At 72.8% G+C, this 15,432-nt stretch carries 10 protein-coding genes and 2 tRNA genes; 8 read left to right on the top strand and 4 right to left on the bottom strand.

The window, feature by feature from the left end:
- Positions 1-82 precede the first annotated feature (82 nt).
- Both groL and groES read right to left on the bottom strand, forming a co-directional pair.
- The gene (groL, locus tag WMF12_RS14620; RefSeq protein WP_437872109.1) at positions 83-1,771 is read right to left on the bottom strand and encodes a chaperonin GroEL; all 1,689 of its coding nucleotides are present in this window, start codon (positions 1,769-1,771) and stop codon (positions 83-85) included.
- 68 nt (positions 1,772-1,839) lie between these two features.
- Positions 1,840-2,139 carry a co-chaperone GroES gene (groES, locus tag WMF12_RS14615; RefSeq protein WP_272097991.1) on the bottom strand — a complete coding sequence of 100 codons (300 nt, stop codon included), beginning with the start codon at positions 2,137-2,139 and terminating at the stop codon, positions 1,840-1,842.
- Between the two features lie 629 nt (positions 2,140-2,768).
- On the opposite strand from groES, the gene WMF12_RS14610 reads away from it, so the two are divergent.
- From WMF12_RS14610 to WMF12_RS14600, 3 genes are all read left to right on the top strand, one after another.
- A tRNA-Gln gene (locus tag WMF12_RS14610) sits at positions 2,769-2,842 on the top strand.
- A 39-nt stretch (positions 2,843-2,881) separates the two neighbouring features.
- A tRNA-Glu gene (locus WMF12_RS14605) sits at positions 2,882-2,956 on the top strand.
- 146 nt (positions 2,957-3,102) lie between these two features.
- A complete protein-coding gene (locus tag WMF12_RS14600) occupies positions 3,103-3,813 on the top strand; it encodes an NUDIX hydrolase (protein ID WP_437872106.1) in 711 nt (236 codons plus the stop codon).
- A 32-nt stretch (positions 3,814-3,845) separates the two neighbouring features.
- On the opposite strand, the gene WMF12_RS14595 is transcribed toward WMF12_RS14600, so the two are convergent.
- Positions 3,846-4,817, bottom strand: a complete 972-nt coding sequence (locus tag WMF12_RS14595; protein WP_437746278.1) for a hypothetical protein — start codon at positions 4,815-4,817, stop codon at positions 3,846-3,848.
- A 547-nt stretch (positions 4,818-5,364) separates the two neighbouring features.
- Between WMF12_RS14595 and WMF12_RS14590 the strand changes: the two genes are divergently transcribed.
- Positions 5,365-6,252 (top strand): DNA adenine methylase, encoded by an 888-nt coding sequence (locus tag WMF12_RS14590; RefSeq protein WP_437872105.1) that lies wholly within the window; start codon positions 5,365-5,367, stop codon positions 6,250-6,252.
- A 27-nt stretch (positions 6,253-6,279) separates the two neighbouring features.
- On the opposite strand, the gene WMF12_RS14585 is transcribed toward WMF12_RS14590, so the two are convergent.
- Entirely contained in the window at positions 6,280-6,546 is a 267-nt protein-coding gene (locus WMF12_RS14585) for a hypothetical protein (RefSeq protein ID WP_157906672.1), read from the bottom strand.
- A gap of 295 nt (positions 6,547-6,841) precedes the next feature.
- Between WMF12_RS14585 and WMF12_RS14580 the strand changes: the two genes are divergently transcribed.
- From WMF12_RS14580 to WMF12_RS14565, 4 genes are all read left to right on the top strand, one after another.
- On the top strand, positions 6,842-11,317 hold the full coding sequence (locus WMF12_RS14580) for a DUF2339 domain-containing protein (protein ID WP_437872104.1): 4,476 nt from the start codon (positions 6,842-6,844) through the stop codon (positions 11,315-11,317).
- 77 nt (positions 11,318-11,394) lie between these two features.
- Positions 11,395-12,636 carry a putative metal-binding motif-containing protein gene (locus WMF12_RS14575; RefSeq protein WP_437872103.1) on the top strand — a complete coding sequence of 414 codons (1,242 nt, stop codon included), beginning with the start codon at positions 11,395-11,397 and terminating at the stop codon, positions 12,634-12,636.
- Positions 12,637-12,771: 135 nt separating this feature from the next.
- Positions 12,772-13,665: a LysR family transcriptional regulator gene (locus tag WMF12_RS14570; protein ID WP_437872101.1), complete on the top strand. Its 894-nt coding sequence runs from the start codon at positions 12,772-12,774 to the stop codon at positions 13,663-13,665.
- Positions 13,666-13,727: 62 nt separating this feature from the next.
- Positions 13,728-15,419, top strand: a complete 1,692-nt coding sequence (locus WMF12_RS14565) for a right-handed parallel beta-helix repeat-containing protein (protein ID WP_437872100.1) — start codon at positions 13,728-13,730, stop codon at positions 15,417-15,419.
- Positions 15,420-15,432 lie beyond the last annotated feature (13 nt).

The raw sequence follows: 15,432 nt of genomic DNA, 5'->3' as shown, positions 1-15,432 counted from the left end.
GCCCGCTTCGTCGGGGCAGCGCGCTCGGCGGGCCGGCGCCGCACGGAGGCGGCGGCAGCCCGAGAGCGGCGCGGACAGGCGATCAACCCATGTCGAAGTCGCCCATGCCGCCCATGCCGCCCATGCCGCCCATACCCCCCATGCCGCCCATGCCGCCCATGCCGCCGGGAGCCCCGCCGGCCGCGGCCTTCTCCTTCTTGGGCTTCTCAGCGACGAGGGCCTCGGTCGTGAGCATCAGCGCGGCGACGCTGGCCGCGTTGGAGAGCGCGTGCCGCACGACCTTGGCCGGATCGATGACGCCTCCGGCGAGCAGGTCCTCGTACGAGTCGGTCGCGGCGTTGTAGCCGAACGTCGGCGCGCCCGACCGGACCTTCTCCGCGACCACCGTCCCGTCGACCCCCGCGTTCTGGGCGATCTGGCGGAGCGGCGCCTCCACGGCGCGGCGCACGAGCCGCACGCCGACGTCGCGCTCGTCGTTGAACTTGAGCGACTCCAGCGAGGCGGCAGCCCGGAAGAGGGCCACGCCGCCGCCGACCACGATGCCTTCCTCGACGGCGGCGCGGGTCGCGTGCAGCGCGTCCTCGACGCGCGCCTTCTTCTCCTTCATCTCGGTCTCGGTCGCCGCGCCGACCTTCACCACCGCGACGCCGCCGGCGAGCTTCGCGAGCCGCTCCTGGAGCTTCTCGCGATCGTAGTCGCTCGTCGTGTCCGCGATCTGCTTGCGGATCGCCTCGATGCGGCCCTTGATGGCGCCCTTGTCGCCCTGGCCGTCGACGATGACCGTGTTGTCCTTGTCGATCTCGACCCGCTTGGCCGTCCCGAGGTCGCGCACCGTGGCGCTCTCGAGCTTCTGGCCGAGGTCCTCCATGAACGGCGTCGCGCCCGTGAGGATGGCGATGTCCTTCAGCATGTCCTTGCGGCGATCGCCGAAGCCGGGCGCCTTCACGGCGGCGACCTTGATCGTGCCGCGCAGCTTGTTCACGACGAGCGTGGCGAGCGCCTCACCCTCGACGTCCTCGGAGAGGATGAGCAGCTCGCGCCCCTGCTTCACCACCTGCTCGAGCAGCGGCAGGAGGTCGGCCATGGCCGAGATCTTCTTCTCGTGCACGAGGATGAGCGGGTTCGTGAGCACCGCGGTCATCTTCTCGGGGTCGGTCACGAAGTAGGGCGAGAGGTAGCCGCGGTCGAACTGCATGCCGTCGACGGTCTCGAGCTCCGTCGTCATGCGCTTGTTCTCCTCGACCGTGATCACGCCCTCCTTGCCGACCTTCTCCATGGCGTCGGCGAGGATCTGGCCGATCTCCTTGTCGCCGTTGGCGCTGACCGTGGCGACCTGGGCGATCTGGTCCTTGTCCTTGGTCGGCTTGGCGGCCTTCTGCACGGCCTCGATGACCTTCGCGACCGCCGCGTCGATGCCGCGCTTCAGATCCATCGGGTTGTGGCCGGCCTCGACGAGCTTGAGGCCCTCGCCGAAGATCGCCTGCGCCAGCACCGTCGCCGTCGTCGTGCCGTCGCCGGCCTTGTCGCTGGTCTTCGAGGCGACCTCGCGCACCATCTGGGCGCCCATGTTCTCGAGCTTGCCGGCGAGCTCGACCTCCTTGGCGACCGTGACGCCGTCCTTCGTCACGACCGGGGAGCCCCAGCTCTTCTCGATGACGACGTTCCGCCCCTTCGGCCCGAGGGTCACCTTGACCGCATCGGCGAGCGTGTTCACGCCCTTGAGGATCGCGGCGCGGGCGCCGCGGCTAAAAACGATCTGCTTCGCAGCCATCTATCAATCCCCTCGCGGCCGCGCGGCCGCGTGTACTAACGCTTGCGTTCGGTTGCCTCGGACCTGGTTCACGTCGCGGCGGACTCGGTCACGGCGAGCACGTCGTCCTCGCGGATGAGCACGTGCTCCTCGCCGTCGAGCTTCACCTCGGTGCCGCTGTACTTGCCGAACAGCACCTTGTCCCCGACCTTGACATCGAGCGGACGAACCTTGCCGTCCTTCAGGACCTTGCCGTTGCCCACCGCGACGACGCGCCCCTCGATCGGCTTCTCCTTCGCGGCGTCGGGGATGATGATGCCCCCCTTGGTCTTCGTCTCGCTCTCGACGCGCTTGACGACAATCCGATCCTGCAGCGGCCTGATTTTCATGCTGGCTCCCTCGTCCTCGGCTTGTTGACTGACCATCGGCTCGCCGGAGGTCCCGTTCGCCCCCCCGCTGGGGCGTTCCGCCCGCGCGACGAGAGCTAAGTGCCCGAGATCGCAGTGTCTTGGCACTCTCCTAGGCCGGTGGCTAAACCGCGGGCGAAAGTAAATCAGTCACCCGGCGCGTCAAGGGCACGCAGCAGGGAGCCGCGACTTTTCCGGGGCCGAGAGTCCCGAGCGGCGAAGCCGAGATGTCTGGAGAAGCGACGGCGAGGGCGCGGTCGCGACATCGTGGAGCCTCCTCAGGGACGAGCCCCCCTCCGACAGCGCGGAGACAATCTGGACGGATCATGGCGAGAGCGCGGCGACAGCAGCGCGACGAGCGACGAGCGACGAGCGACGAGCGACGAGCGACGACAACGGACGGCATGCAACGAGGGCGGAGCGGGTTGAGCGAAGGGTTGAGCAGGGGGAGGCCTTGCTCAACCCGCGAAGCGCCCGAACCACCCGAAATATGGGCGATTTTTGGCGGCGGGCATTTTTCTTTGGCGGGTCCGATTTTGATTGCTTGACAATCCAGGCAGCCCGAGTAGATTCCGCGGCCCGTGGCGCTGATGAACACGGCGCTGACCCCTTGGGGGATCGTCTAACGGCAGGACGCAAGATTCTGGCTCTTGCTATCAAGGTTCGAATCCTTGTCCCCCAGCCAGGCCGCTCAGCTCTGCTGTCGGTCTTCTCCACAGAACAAGGTCCCATCGTCTAGCGGTTAGGACATCGGCCTCTCACGCCGGTAACGCGGGTTCGATTCCCGCTGGGATCGCCACTTCACTCCCCTCGCCTCGTTCCCTGCTGCTTCCGTCTGATGTCGTGCGTCGAGCACGGCGCGAAGCACAGCGTCATCTGACGAGCGCGAGCACGCAGTTCAGCGAAGACGTCCTGCTCCGTTCACGTTGCGCTACCCTCTAGCGCATGGCGGCGCAGGACGAAGAGGAGCTCTTCGACATCCTCGATGACGGGGGCCGGTCGCTCGGCGTGCGCAAGGCGCGCAGGCTCGTTCACCGCGACGGCGACTGGCACCGGAGCGTTCACGTGTGGGTGCTCCTCGAGCGGGGGCCCGATGGTCTGGAGCCGGACAGCGGCCAGAGCGCCGCGGAGCCCTGGGTGCTCTTCCAGCAGCGCAGCCCCGACAAGGACACCTGGCCCGGCGCGCTCGAGGTCGCCGTGTCGGGGCACTACCGCGCCGGAGAGGATCTCGCGGGGGCGCTGCGCGAGGCGGAGGAGGAGATCGGCCTGCCGCTCGCGCCGCGCGACGTGGTCCGGCTCGGCACGCGCCGCAGCCAGGACGATCACGCGCCGGGCATCGTCGATCGCGAGCTGCAGGACGTGCTGCTCGCGACGACCCGACACGCGCTCGAGGAGCTGCGTCCCGATCCGCGCGAGGTGACCGCGCTGCTGTCGCTCCCGCTCGGCGCGGCGCTGCGCCTCGTTCGAGGCGAGGTGCCCCACGCGAGCGGCCTCGTGCGGCGGCCGCCGGACGCCGCGGGCGCCGTGAAGGTCGAGCCGCGCGACGTGCGGCTCGATGAGTTCGTGGTCGCGCGCGACGGCTATTTCGAGCGCGCGCTTGACACGATCCGCCGGCGCCTCGCGGGCGAGGCGCCGGCCCCATGGCTCCTCGGCTAGGACGGCGGCGCTTTCTCCTCGCGCCCGTGCTGTCAGCCTGAGCCGCGGCGGCCGTCGGCCGGCCGCCGGGGCTTCTCGGGGGGCACCGCCGACGCGACGAGGAACCCTTCGGCGCGGTGCGGGGCGAGCCCGCAACGCGCGTTCATGCGCTTGGCGATCTCGTCGCCGGCCCTGACGAGCGCGTAGAACCACCGGATCCCGAAGCGATCGTGCCCTTCCCGGAGCGCCGCGGCCTGCAGGGGGGCCCCGAGCCCCCGCCCGCGGTGGTCCTCGCGCAGAGAGGTGCAGATCGGCATGGCCGTCCACGAGGGCGCCTCGCCCACATCGGAGATCCAGAGCGGCGGGGCGCCCAGCAGCCCGAGCTGGGCGAGCGCCTCGCGCCCGCCGATCTCGGCAGGCTGTGGCCGCGTCATGACGCACAGGGTGGCGCAGCCGATCAACGCCCCCGCGCCGTCGCGCAGCGCGAGCGTCAAGGAGCGCCCCTCGCCGCCGCGCAGGTACCACCCCGGGAGCGGCGCGTGGCCGCTCTCGGCCTGAAGCTCCTGGATCGCGCGGATCGACGCCTCGTCGTCGTCCGGCGACACCCTGGACAGGCGCAGGCCCGGCGGGAATGTGCGAAACCGGCTGAGCCCCTGCACGGCGGCGCGCACCTCGCCGGCCGGGGCGCCCATCACCGAGAGGTCCTCGTCCACGGAGAGCCCCGCCTGGCGCAGCGACGCCGAGAGCGCGGCGAGCTCCGGCCGGGGGGCGTGCAGGATCACGCGCTCGAAGCAGCGCACGAGCGCCTCGCGCCGCTCCGGCGGCGTCCGCTGGGCGTGCAGCAGGATCAACGAGCGACCGTCGGTGGTGATGCCGTCCTGCTCGCCGATCCAGTCGCGGGCGGCGTACAGGATCCGCTGAGCACGGTAGTCCGCGGCTTCACCGAAACAACCCGGTCCGTCCGCAGGACCGGGGCCGCGCTGCTGCGGGGCGTCGTCGCGATCGAGGTCGAAGGCAAGCATCATGGCGGCATCCCTCCTGTCGAGAAGCAACGGCGGCTTCCACGCATGGCGGCCCCTCGAGGAGCCGCCACCCGGCGCGGGACGCCCGCGCCCAGCGCCCGAGCGAGCCCCTGCCGCGCCGCGCAGGTCCACCGGCGAGATGGCCTGACACGGCGGTGCGCGAATGCGGGAGAACTCCGCTCCACCAGCGGCTGTCCAGCCCGCGTGTCGAGACTTCAACTTATCCCTGCTCGGCGATCGCGCAAGCGGCGACATGCCATGATCCGGGCAGCGCTCCAGCTGGGACACGCACGCTCACGCATGCTTACAAGCAATCGGAATCACTAACGAATCAGGCCAACATCCACTGTCGACCTCAAGGCACATCGCCGCCCGACGGGGCCGCGGCATGGACATAGAACGACCTAGCCTGGAGAGACCCATGGCCCCGGGCACCCGCGCGTCGGGGGCGGACCGGCGAGGCGCGTCGGACCAGGGTGCTCGCTCGCGGTGGCCTTCGGCGGTTGAGGACGATCGCGCGCCCTGGTAGGTTGGCGTCCAGTATTGCGCGATGACCACCGCCCTTGTCACCGACCCCGACGACGACGCGCCCGTGACGCCCCGCCCGTTTCTCAAATGGGCGGGCGGCAAGGGCCAGCTGCTCCGGCAGTTCCAGCCGCTCCTCCCCGCGTCCTACGGGCGCTACTTCGAGCCCTTCATGGGGGGGGCCGCGCTCTTCTTCTGCCTGCAGCCGAAGCGCGCGACGCTGACGGACGTCAACGCCGAGCTCATCGACTGCTACCGGGCGGTGCGCGATCGGGTCGACGAGGTGATCGCCGCGCTGGGCAGCCACGCCTACGAGGAGGCGCACTACTACAAGGTTCGCGACGTCGATCCCGCCTCGCTCACGCTGCCCGAGCGCGCCGCGCGGACCATCTTCCTGAACAAGACGGGGTTCAACGGGCTCTACCGGGTCAACAGCGCCGGCCGCTTCAACGTGCCTTTCGGCCGCTACGTCAAGCCGTCCATCTGCAACCCGCCCCAGCTGCGGGCCTGCTCGGCGGCGCTGCAGGGCGTCGAGCTCGAGGTCCGCGACTTCGAGCGCGTGCTCGATCACGCCCAAGAAGGCGACTTCGTGTACCTGGACCCGCCGTACTCGCCGGTCTCGTCGACCGCGAACTTCACGTCCTACAGCGCGGGCGGCTTCGGCTTCCGCGACCAGGAGCGCCTCGCCGCCCTCTTCGCGGAGCTCGACGGGCGAGGCGTCCAGGTGATGCTCTCGAACTCCGATGTTCCGGAGATCCCGCCGCTCTACAAGCGGTTCAAGATCGACCGCGTCGCGGCGCTCCGGAGCATCAACGCGAAGAGCGACGCCAGAGGCCGCGTGGGGGAGATCGTGATCCGGAACTACGGGGCCAGGCGGAGCCGCAAGGCGGCGCCCGCAGACAAGGCGGGCTGAGCCCGGCGCCGCCGCGCGGCGCGCCGCTCAATCGACGGTCTTCCCCTCGCGCTTCTCCGGATCGGGGGCCGCGCGCTCCTCGGCGTACGCCATCGCCACCTCGATCTCCTCGTGGATCTCGCGCGAGGTGACCTTGTTCCCCGAGGGATCGACGGCCTCCCACACGAAGCCGCGGACCTCCCCCGGGCGCTCGGGTATCCAGCGGACCCGCAAGGTCCAGCCGTGCAACTCGGCCGTATAACCACCTTCCTCGTGATCCCGCTGCCATGCAGAGACGGTCGGGTGCTTCACCATCGCGATGTCTCCGCCGCAGAAGGTCGAGAGGACAGAAGAACTGTTCCCGAATGGCCGCGCTCCCCCCCCGAGCAACGCCGCCGTCCGGGAACACGGGGAAGATAGCAGGCGCCCGGCGCGCGGCGATCAGGCAGGCGTGTGTTCCTCATGCGGATGCACCTTACCCGAATCCCAGCGCGCGCCGAAAGGTCCTCCCCTTCCGATGGGGCCGTCGGCGCGAGCAGCGTGAACAGCACAGGCATCGTCGCGCGGACAGGCGGCGCCTGCGACGCGCACCCCATGCTACGAAGCATGCATGGGGGGAGGAATCGTCGTCTTCTTCGGGCTCGCGCTCGTCGGCTATCTCCTGGTTGCCCCGCTCGTCGCCTTCGTGTTCGCCGTCCGGGCCAACCGGCGCAACGAGGACCTGCTGCTTCGGATCCACGCGCTGGAGCACCGGGTGGCCGAGCTCTCCGGGCTGCGCGGCCGCGCAGCGCTCACCGCGGCGGCGGAGAGCCCGCGAAGCACACACGACCTGGAGCAAGAGCGGATTGCCCAGGGCGCGATCCCGCCCCCAGCGGCGGCGCACCCCGCGCTCGACGCCGAGGGCGCAGGTGCGCCGCCCGCGCTCGACGCGGCGACCGCCGGCGCGCCTCCCGAGATCGCGCATCCGACCGCCACCGCGCCCCCGGCGGTCGCGTCCACGGCGGTCGCCGCCGCGGAGGCCGCGGCGCCCCCCGCGATCGCGTTCCCGAGTCCCGCCGCTCCTCCGATGCCTCGAGCGCCTCTCCCCGCGGCGACGCTCGACGCGAGCGCGTCCGGCGCCGGCTCGCCCGCGCACCGCGAAGCCCCGGAGCGACCCTCCATCGAGGAGCGGCTCGGCCTCACCTGGCTCACCCGCGCAGGCGCGACCACCTTCTTGCTCGGCGCGCTCTTCTTCTTCAAGTACGCCTCGGACAACGCCTGGATCGGGCCGTTCGGGCGCGTCGCGATCGGCGCCGCGACCGGCGCCGCGCTCCTCGCGATCGCCGAGGTGCTCCGCGGACGCGCGCAGCGTCGCTTCGTCCACACGCTCATCGGCCTCGGCCTCTCGGTCCTGATCGCGTCGGTGTGGGCGAGCGCCGCGCTGTACGAGCTCGTCCCGATCCCCGCGGCATTCGCGGCGGACACGGCGCTCCTCCTGCTCGGCGCCGGCCTCGCGCTCCGCCACCGCGGCGAGGCCATCCTGATCCTCAGCCTCGTCGCCGGCTTCCTCAACCCCGTCGTGCTGTCGACGGGGCAGGACCGGCCGCTCGTCCTGTTCGGCTACCTCCTGCTCATGACGAGCGTCGCCCACGCCGTCGCAGCGAGGCTCGGCTTCCGCGTCGCGCCGTGGCTCGCGATCGCAGGCCATACGGCGCTGTTCTGGGGCTGGTACGCCACGCACTTCGACGCCAGCGCCGCCCCGGCCGGCGGAGACCCGGACGCGGCGCCCTGGCTCGACTCGCCCGCGCAGGCGCTCCCGGGGCCCTACTTCCCGCTCGCCGCGCGCGCGGCGCCCCTCGCGTTCATCGCGCTCGCCGCGGCGCAGGGCATCCTGCGCGCGCTGTGGCTGCGGCGCGCGCCCGCCTCGAGCCCCGACCGAAGCGCCGCGCCGACCGGCGCGGCAGCGACCGGCGTCCTCCGCGTCGCGGCGCGCGCGGACGCCACGGCGACCAGCATCGCTGCGCTCGTGCTCGCCCACGCGGGCGCGACCGCGCTGCTCTTCGACGCGCCGCGCGCGCTCACAGCCACCGCCATCGCGCTCGCGCTCGCGGCGCTGGTCGCCCTGCGCGCGCCGGAGGAGAGCGCCTGGCTGCTGGCGCCGATGGGCGCCGCCTTCCTCGCCTTCGCCGCGACGTTCGCGGACGCGCCTGCCGCGCACCGGACGACGCTGGTCGCGCTCGTCGCGGCCTGGACGCTCGTCTACCTCGCGGGGTGGCTCCGCGGCGCCGGGCTCGCGGGTCAGCTCGATCGGAAGACCGCCATCGCGTGCTCCGCCGGCGCAGCGCTCTTCGCCTGCACCGCGGGCATGCTGCTGATCGAGGCCGATGCGGCGCTCTTCGCGCTCGCGCTCGCGGGCGCGGCCGCCCTCGCGGCGTGGACGGCCGCGCGCGCCGCGCTCCCCGCCCTGCTCCTCGCCGCGGCGATCGTCTCGGCAGGCGCGCTCGCGGCGGCCGCGCATTTCGCGATCGCGCCGGCGGACGCGGGCGCCTCGGCGGCCGCCGATGCCGTCGACGCCGTGAGCGCCGTCAACGCAAGTTTCCTCGGCGCATCAGCGCTCGTCATGCTGGTGTTCCTCGGCGCCGCGGGCGCCTCGGCGCGGCGCACGCGCGAGCCCGGCGCGCCGGCGCTCTCGTGGTCCGACGCGCTCGCCGCGTGCGTGGCGACGCTCGGGTTCGTCGCGGCCGCGCTCGGCGCCACGCCGGAGGACACGCCGACGCTCCGCGCGCTGCTCACCGCGGGCGCCGGCGCCCTGGACCTGGCGCTCGGCGCCGCGCTCCTCCGCGCCGGCGTGACCCGCGCCGGCGCCGCGCCCCCCGCCGATCGCATCGCCCTGCTCCTCGGACAGGCGCTCGCCCTGTTCGCCGCGGCCGTCGCGTTCGGGCTCGGCGGCGCGACGGTCACCGTGGTCTGGAGCATCCTCGCGGCCGTGGCGGCCGCGATCGCGGCGCGCACCGGCGAGCGCGCCTGGCTCGCCGTCACGCTGCTGCTCTTCGGCGCCGCCCTCGCGCGGGCGCTCGTCGTCGATCGGGCCGAGGCCGAGGCGCTCGTGACGACCTGGTTCGCGACGCACGGCCGCGATGGGACGATGGCGGTTCCCGTCCTGCTCAACGCGAGGACCTATGCGTTCGCGGGCGTGAGCGCCGCCCTGCTCGCCGCGGGGCGGCTGCTGTCGCGCGCGGCGTTCGCCCGCCCCCCGGACGCCGCGCGCGCCGAGCTGCGCGGCGCCGCGGTGGCGGCGCTGGGCGCGGGGTATGCCCTGCTCATCACGACCGTCGTCCTCGAGGTGCGGAGCGCGATCACCGCGCTCCCCGCCGCCCCCCCTGCCCCGCTCGACGCGGCCGAGTTCGCCGAGCTCACCGTGCAGCACCGCGCCGCCCTCGAGGGCCAGCAAGGCAGCCTCGCGATGGCGACCACGCTCGTGCTCGCCCTCGCGGCGATCGCGCTGCTCACCGCGGGGTTCGCGGCGCGCGACGCCTTCCATCGCTACGCCGGGCTCTCCCTGTTCGCCGTCACCATCGCGAAGCTCGTGACCTGGGACGTCTGGCACGTCGAGCGCATCTACCAGATCGCCCTCTTCACGGGCGTCGGGGCGCTGCTCGTCGGCGGAGGGTTCCTCTACGCGCGGTTCGGCCGGCGCCTCGTGACGCTCCTGCGCGCCGGATCGCGGGGCGCGGCCGGGCCGCTCGCGCTGCTCGCGGCGATGAGCCTCGCGCGGCCCGCCGAGGCGCAGACCGGCGCGGCGCTCCCGACCGAGAGGCACGCGCTCGTCCGGCCCATCGAGGGCGTGGACGCCGCCGGCGACCACCGCGTCGACGTCGATCTCGACCTCTACCGCGAGAGCCGGGCGGAAGAGCTGCTCGCCGACGTCCGCATCGCAGGCCCCGACGGCGCCGAGGTGCCCTACGTGATCCGCGAGCCGGGCGCCGCGCACGCCTCCGGGCGGATCGCGGCCACGATGCTCGATCCGGGGGTCGACGCCGCCGGCGTGGCGCACGCGACCTGGGCGCTCGACGCGCCCGGCACGCGCCACTGCCGCGTCGAGCTCAGCGTCACCGGCGGCAGCTTCCTCCGCGAGGCGCGGGTCGAGACCGGCGCGGATCCGCGGGCGCTCAGCGAGGTCGCGCGCGGCGCCCACGTGTACCGCATCCCCCAGGGCTCGGAGACGGTCGAGCACCTGTCGGTCCGCTATCCCCTCTCGCGCGCCGCCCTGGTCCGGATCCGCCTTGTCCCCCAGGGCGCCCCGGCGCGCGACGCGGCCGCGGACGTCCGGATCACGGGCGGCGCCGTCTCGTGCGAGCCGCAGGCCCCCACCGAGTCCCCCGCGCTCCCGCCGCTCGCGATCGTCGAGACGCAGCGGGACAGCGAGGCGAAGACGACGCTCGTCACGCTCGACGCCGGCGCCGACGGCGCGCCGCTGGAGGCCGTCCTCCTCGACGTCGCAACGCCGGAGTTCAGCCGCCGCGTCGACGTCGCCTCGACCACGTACCGCGCGGTCTGGCCGGCCGTGGGGAGCGGCATGATCCATCGCATCCGTCCGCACGGTGAGTCAGGGCCCTCGCTCGCGTCGACACGGATCCCGCTCATCCCCACCCGGAAGCGCTTCCTCCGGCTCACGATCCACGACGGCGACTCGGCGCCGCTCTCCCTCTCGGGCGCGCAAGGCGAGGTGCGGGCGCGCGAGGTCGTGTTCCGCGCCGCGCGGCCGGGGCCGCACCGGCTCTACGTCGGCGACGCGCTCGGCAAGCGCCCGAGCTACGATCTGGCCGACCTGCTCGACCACACCGTGCGCGAGCGTCCCCCTGCCGCGAGGCTCGGCGCCGCAGCGGCGAACCCGGAGCTCGGCGCCGCCCCGGTCGCGCGCGACCTTCCGTTCACCGAGCGGCACCGCGCGCCGCTCGGGGGCGCGCTGGCCGTCGGGTTGCTCGCGCTCTCGCTGTGGGCCGCGCGGCTCCTGAAGCGAGGGGAACGGGAGCAAGAGCAACGCGCGCCGCCCGACGACCCCGCGCCGCCGCGGCAGCGAACACAAGACAGCGAGCCCGGGCCGTGATGTGCTCGCATGTTGCCGTGGGTCGCCGGGAACGCGGCGCTCCGGCGGTCCGGACCAACCATCGAGGTGGATGCACCATGAGAGGCGGGCGCTTCGTCTACTTGGGTCTCTGCGCGAGCGTCGGGGCGGCGCTCTGGGCCTCGGGCGCGTGCTCCGCGACGGCGCGCAACCAGCAGGCGCCTGGCGAGGGCGGCGGCGGGGGCGCGAGCAGCGCCACGACGGCGGAGACGGGCAGCGGCGGACGGGTGGAGTCGACGGGCTCCTGGGCTGATTTCGGCGGCGGCACGCCGACGGAGGAGGGCCCGTCACCCGACGAGGACGGCGACGGGTTCACCATCGAGGACGGCGACTGCAACGACGGCGACACGAACGTCAACCCAGGCGCCGTCGAGGTCGTGATCACGGAGCCCGACCCGAGCGGCGCGGTGCCCGAGCCGGCCGACGAGGACTGCGATGGCGTGATCGACAACGCGCCGCCGGCCTGCGACAGGAACATCGCTCCCGCCGACTTCGACGCCATCCACGGGGCCCACGCGATCGACCTCTGCGCCAGGGCGTCGCCCGGGGACAGGAAGTGGGGCGTGCTGAGCGCGCAGTACGTGCGCGGCGACGGCTCGCCCGCGGAGCCCTCGCCCGCGGTGGGCGTGCTCGATTCCTTCGGCCCCAACGTGCACCCGCAGGGCGGGACCCGCCTGCTCGTCCTGTCCTCGGGTCGCGCCCGGATCGCCGGGTGGCCGGGCGCGTGCAACGCGCATAGCTGCACGAACTACGGGCCGGGCGTGGCGCCGCCCGGCTTCCCGCAAGGCGCCCCCGGGTGCCCTCCCTCGGCAAACATCCACGACGACATCGCCCTCGAGCTCGTCATCCGCACGCCGACGAACGCGACAGGCTACGAGTTCGCGTTCAAGTTCTACACCTTCGAATACCCCGAGTTCACCGTAGAAGACTGCTTCAACGACCAGTTCGTCGCACTGGCGACGCCCGCCCCGCCAGGGTCGCTCAACGGCAATCTCTCGTTCGATAGCCTTGGCAACCCCGTCGGCGTCAAACTCAGCTTCTTCGAGGTCTGCGAGGAGTGCCCGCTCGGGACGGACGAGCTCGAGGGTACCGGCTTCGGGCTCTGGAACGACGCCGGCGCGACCGGCTGGCTGCGCACGCGGGCCCCGGTGACCGGCGGCGAGGAGCTCAAGCTGCGGTTCATGATCTTCGACACCGGCGACGAAATGCGCGACTCGACCGCGCTCGTCGACGGCTTCAAGTGGGTCGCGAACGGCGGCACCGTCCCGCTCGAGACCGCACCCGTCGAGGATCCCCGGTAGCGCCCCGGGGTCCGGACGACCCGAGCCCTCCGGATCACGCGCGCCGGCCGCGGCGCGAGGTAGACCGCGCGCCGTGGCCGGCGCGATCCCGTATTTTACGGCCGGGATTGTTGCGCAGAACGATACGATGCCGCGATGCTGCTCCCTTCCTTGGAGAACCTCGCCTGCTTCGAGGCCGCGGCGCGGACGCTGAACTTCCGGACCGCAGCGCGCGCCGTCGCGCTCAGCCCCGCCGCGTTCGGCCAGCGCATCCGGCAGATCGAGGAGCAGGTCGGCGCTCCGCTGTTCGAGCGCACCACGCGCCGGGTGCAGCTGACGCCGCGCGGGCTCGCCTTGCTGCCGCGCGCCCGCCAGTGCCTGGCGCTCGCCGAGGACTGCCTCCGCAGCGCGATGGGCCCCGCGCCCGCTCCGGTCGAGCTGACGCTCGGCACGCGGTTCGAGCTCGGGATGTCGTGGATCGTCCCCCAGCTCGGCGCGCTGACACGGCGGCGCCCCGAGCTGACGCTCCACCTCTACTTCGGCGCCTCCGACGACCTGCTGAAGCGCCTCTACGACCGCAGCGTCGATTGCGTCGTCACCAGCGCGCGCTGGAGCGCGACGAGCCTGGCGGCGGAGACGCTGCACGAGGAGCGCTACGCGTTCGTCGCCTCCCCCAAGCTGCTCCGGCGCGAGGCGTTCGCCCGCCCGGAGCACGCGTCGCGGCACTGCCTGCTCGACATCGACCCGACCATGCCGCTGTTCCGGTACCTCGCGGATCAGGCGGGCGGCGCCGGCTGCTTCGCGTTCGCGCGGCACCGCTGGGTGGGGCTGGGCGCCGCCATCAAGGCGCTGGTGCTCGCCGGCGAGGGCGTCGCCGTGCTGCCGCGCCACATGGTCGCCGCCGAGCTCCGCGGCGGCAAGCTGAAGCGGCTCCTGCCGTCCGCGCCCCTCGCGCGCGATCATTTCCGGCTCATCTACCGGCGCGACGACCCGCGGAGCTCGCTCTACGCGAAGCTCGCCGAGTCGCTGCGCGCGGTGCCGATCCAGTGAGGCGCGCGCTCGCCAGCGCGGCGCGGAGCGGGCTGAACGGCGTAGACTCCCGGCCGAGGACCATGAGCGAGCTCCCCGGCGCCAGCGCGCGCCTCCCCGCGACGCCGATCACGGCGCAGGACATCAACGGCGGACCGGACCCGGAGCGCCGCGTCCCCTTCGTCATCACGGCGCCCGGCGTGTACACCCTCGTGGAAGACGTCGACTGGGTGGCGCACGACGCGAACGCGCGGGCCATCACGATCGCGAGCGACGACGTCACCCTCGACCTGTGCGGCAGGACGCTGCGGCAGATCGACCCTCCGGCGCCCGTCGTCGCCCCCGACCCGGGCGCGAGGCCTTGCCGGGGCGAGGTCGTCTCCGGGAACGTGGGCGTGCTCGCCGAGGGGAGGTCGCGGCTCGTCATCAGGAACGGCAGCGTGCTCGGGATCCAGGGGGTGGGGATCGCCGCCAGGGCGTGCAGCCAGCTGGATCTGCTCGATCTGTCGGTCCGGCGGTGCGGCGGCGACGGCGTGTTCGACACGGGCTTCCTGTGCCGCAACGGCGGGATCTTCGTGATGGGCGCCCGGGACGCGGCCGGCGGCGTCGCCTTCGCCGAAGGGATCCGGATGATCAACTGCGTGTGCTCGGAGAACACGAGCCGGCTCGATTTCGTCGTGACGCTGGGCGCGCTCGTCCTGTTCTGCGACGACGTGCAGGTCAAAGGGTGCGTGTTCAACCGCACGGCGAACACCAGCGCCCAGCCGAGCGGCGTGCAGTTCAACGTCGTCGGCGCCGACTTCGTCATCTGCCGCAACGTGCTCGTGGAGGACTGCGAGGCGCACGACAACACGTCGGGCGGAGAGCCGGCCGGCTTCTTCGCGTGGGGAGAGAACTACAAATTCCTGCGCTGCAGGGCGAACCGGAACTTCACGCTCACCGGGAACCGCGCGTGCGGGTTCAACATCTCGACAACGAGCAACCTGGAGATGGTCGAGTGCGAGGCGGACGGGAACTACAACGCGAACCCGGCCGCCTCCGCCGATGCGGTCAAGGACTTCTCCGCGCTCGGCTTTCGCATCGGCAGGGCGGTGTACCGCGGGCTTCTCGAGGGTTGCCGCGCGATCGGCAACCACGGCGCGAGCGCGAACGCGCCCGCCGGCGGCTTCGCGCTCCACGCGACCCGCCACGTGGTGCTGAGGCGCTGCGTGGCCGTGGGGAACAGGAACGCGAGCGGGACCGCCGAGGACGACGGGCTCGCGGCCGGGTTCATCGCGTCGACGCCGCTCGCGGATCCGCAGGGCGGCCTCGTGGGCGGCGAGGGCAACGCGTTCGTCGACTGCATCGCCGACGGCAACACGGTCCACCGCACGCCCCTGTTCGTGCAGCCGCCGGCCCCGCCCGTCGACGCCGGTCCGTCGCGCGGCGATCCTCAGAAGGGCGCGGGGTTCCTGCTCGAGAGGCAGAGCGACGCGAGGATCATCGGCTGCCAGTCCGCGAACAACGACGGCAAAGGGATCTGGCTGAGGGCCTGCGCGCGCGCGCTGGTCGAGGGAAACACGCTGTCGAGGAACACGCTTTACGGCATCCAGAACGACGATCCCGCGGGGCTCAGCGCCTTCACCGGCAACCGGGCGCACCTCAACGGGTCCCGGCACCGCCACAACTACGTCGGCCTGCCGCCGGGCACGCCGGTCCGCAAATGGACGCTCGGCTCCCCTCCCCTCGACGGCCCTTCGGACGGGATAGCCAACCTCAGCACCCGGCTGCCCTGAGCGGCGAGCGCCT

It is taken from the genome of Sorangium sp. So ce363 (genome assembly GCF_051520435.1).
Lineage (GTDB): Bacteria > Myxococcota_A > Polyangia > Polyangiales > Polyangiaceae > Sorangium > Sorangium cellulosum_B.
Note: the sequence above shows the minus strand (reverse complement) of the source record. Positions and strands in the feature narration are given on the sequence as shown.

Bases quoted from the DNA above. Each gene is read 5' to 3' on its own strand.
- WMF12_RS14590 (WP_437872105.1), top strand. From the start codon at position 5,365: ATGACCACCGCCCTTGTCACCGACCCCGACGACGACGCGCCCGTGACG.
- WMF12_RS14575 (WP_437872103.1), top strand. From the start codon at position 11,395: ATGAGAGGCGGGCGCTTCGTCTACTTGGGTCTCTGCGCGAGCGTCGGG.
- groL (WP_437872109.1), bottom strand. From the start codon at position 1,771: ATGGCTGCGAAGCAGATCGTTTTTAGCCGCGGCGCCCGCGCCGCGATC.
- WMF12_RS14595 (WP_437746278.1), bottom strand. From the start codon at position 4,817: ATGATGCTTGCCTTCGACCTCGATCGCGACGACGCCCCGCAGCAGCGC.
- WMF12_RS14565 (WP_437872100.1), top strand. From the start codon at position 13,728: ATGAGCGAGCTCCCCGGCGCCAGCGCGCGCCTCCCCGCGACGCCGATC.
- WMF12_RS14585 (WP_157906672.1), bottom strand. From the start codon at position 6,546: ATGGTGAAGCACCCGACCGTCTCTGCATGGCAGCGGGATCACGAGGAA.
- WMF12_RS14600 (WP_437872106.1), top strand. From the start codon at position 3,103: ATGGCGGCGCAGGACGAAGAGGAGCTCTTCGACATCCTCGATGACGGG.
- WMF12_RS14580 (WP_437872104.1), top strand. From the start codon at position 6,842: ATGGGGGGAGGAATCGTCGTCTTCTTCGGGCTCGCGCTCGTCGGCTAT.
- WMF12_RS14570 (WP_437872101.1), top strand. From the start codon at position 12,772: ATGCTGCTCCCTTCCTTGGAGAACCTCGCCTGCTTCGAGGCCGCGGCG.
- groES (WP_272097991.1), bottom strand. From the start codon at position 2,139: ATGAAAATCAGGCCGCTGCAGGATCGGATTGTCGTCAAGCGCGTCGAG.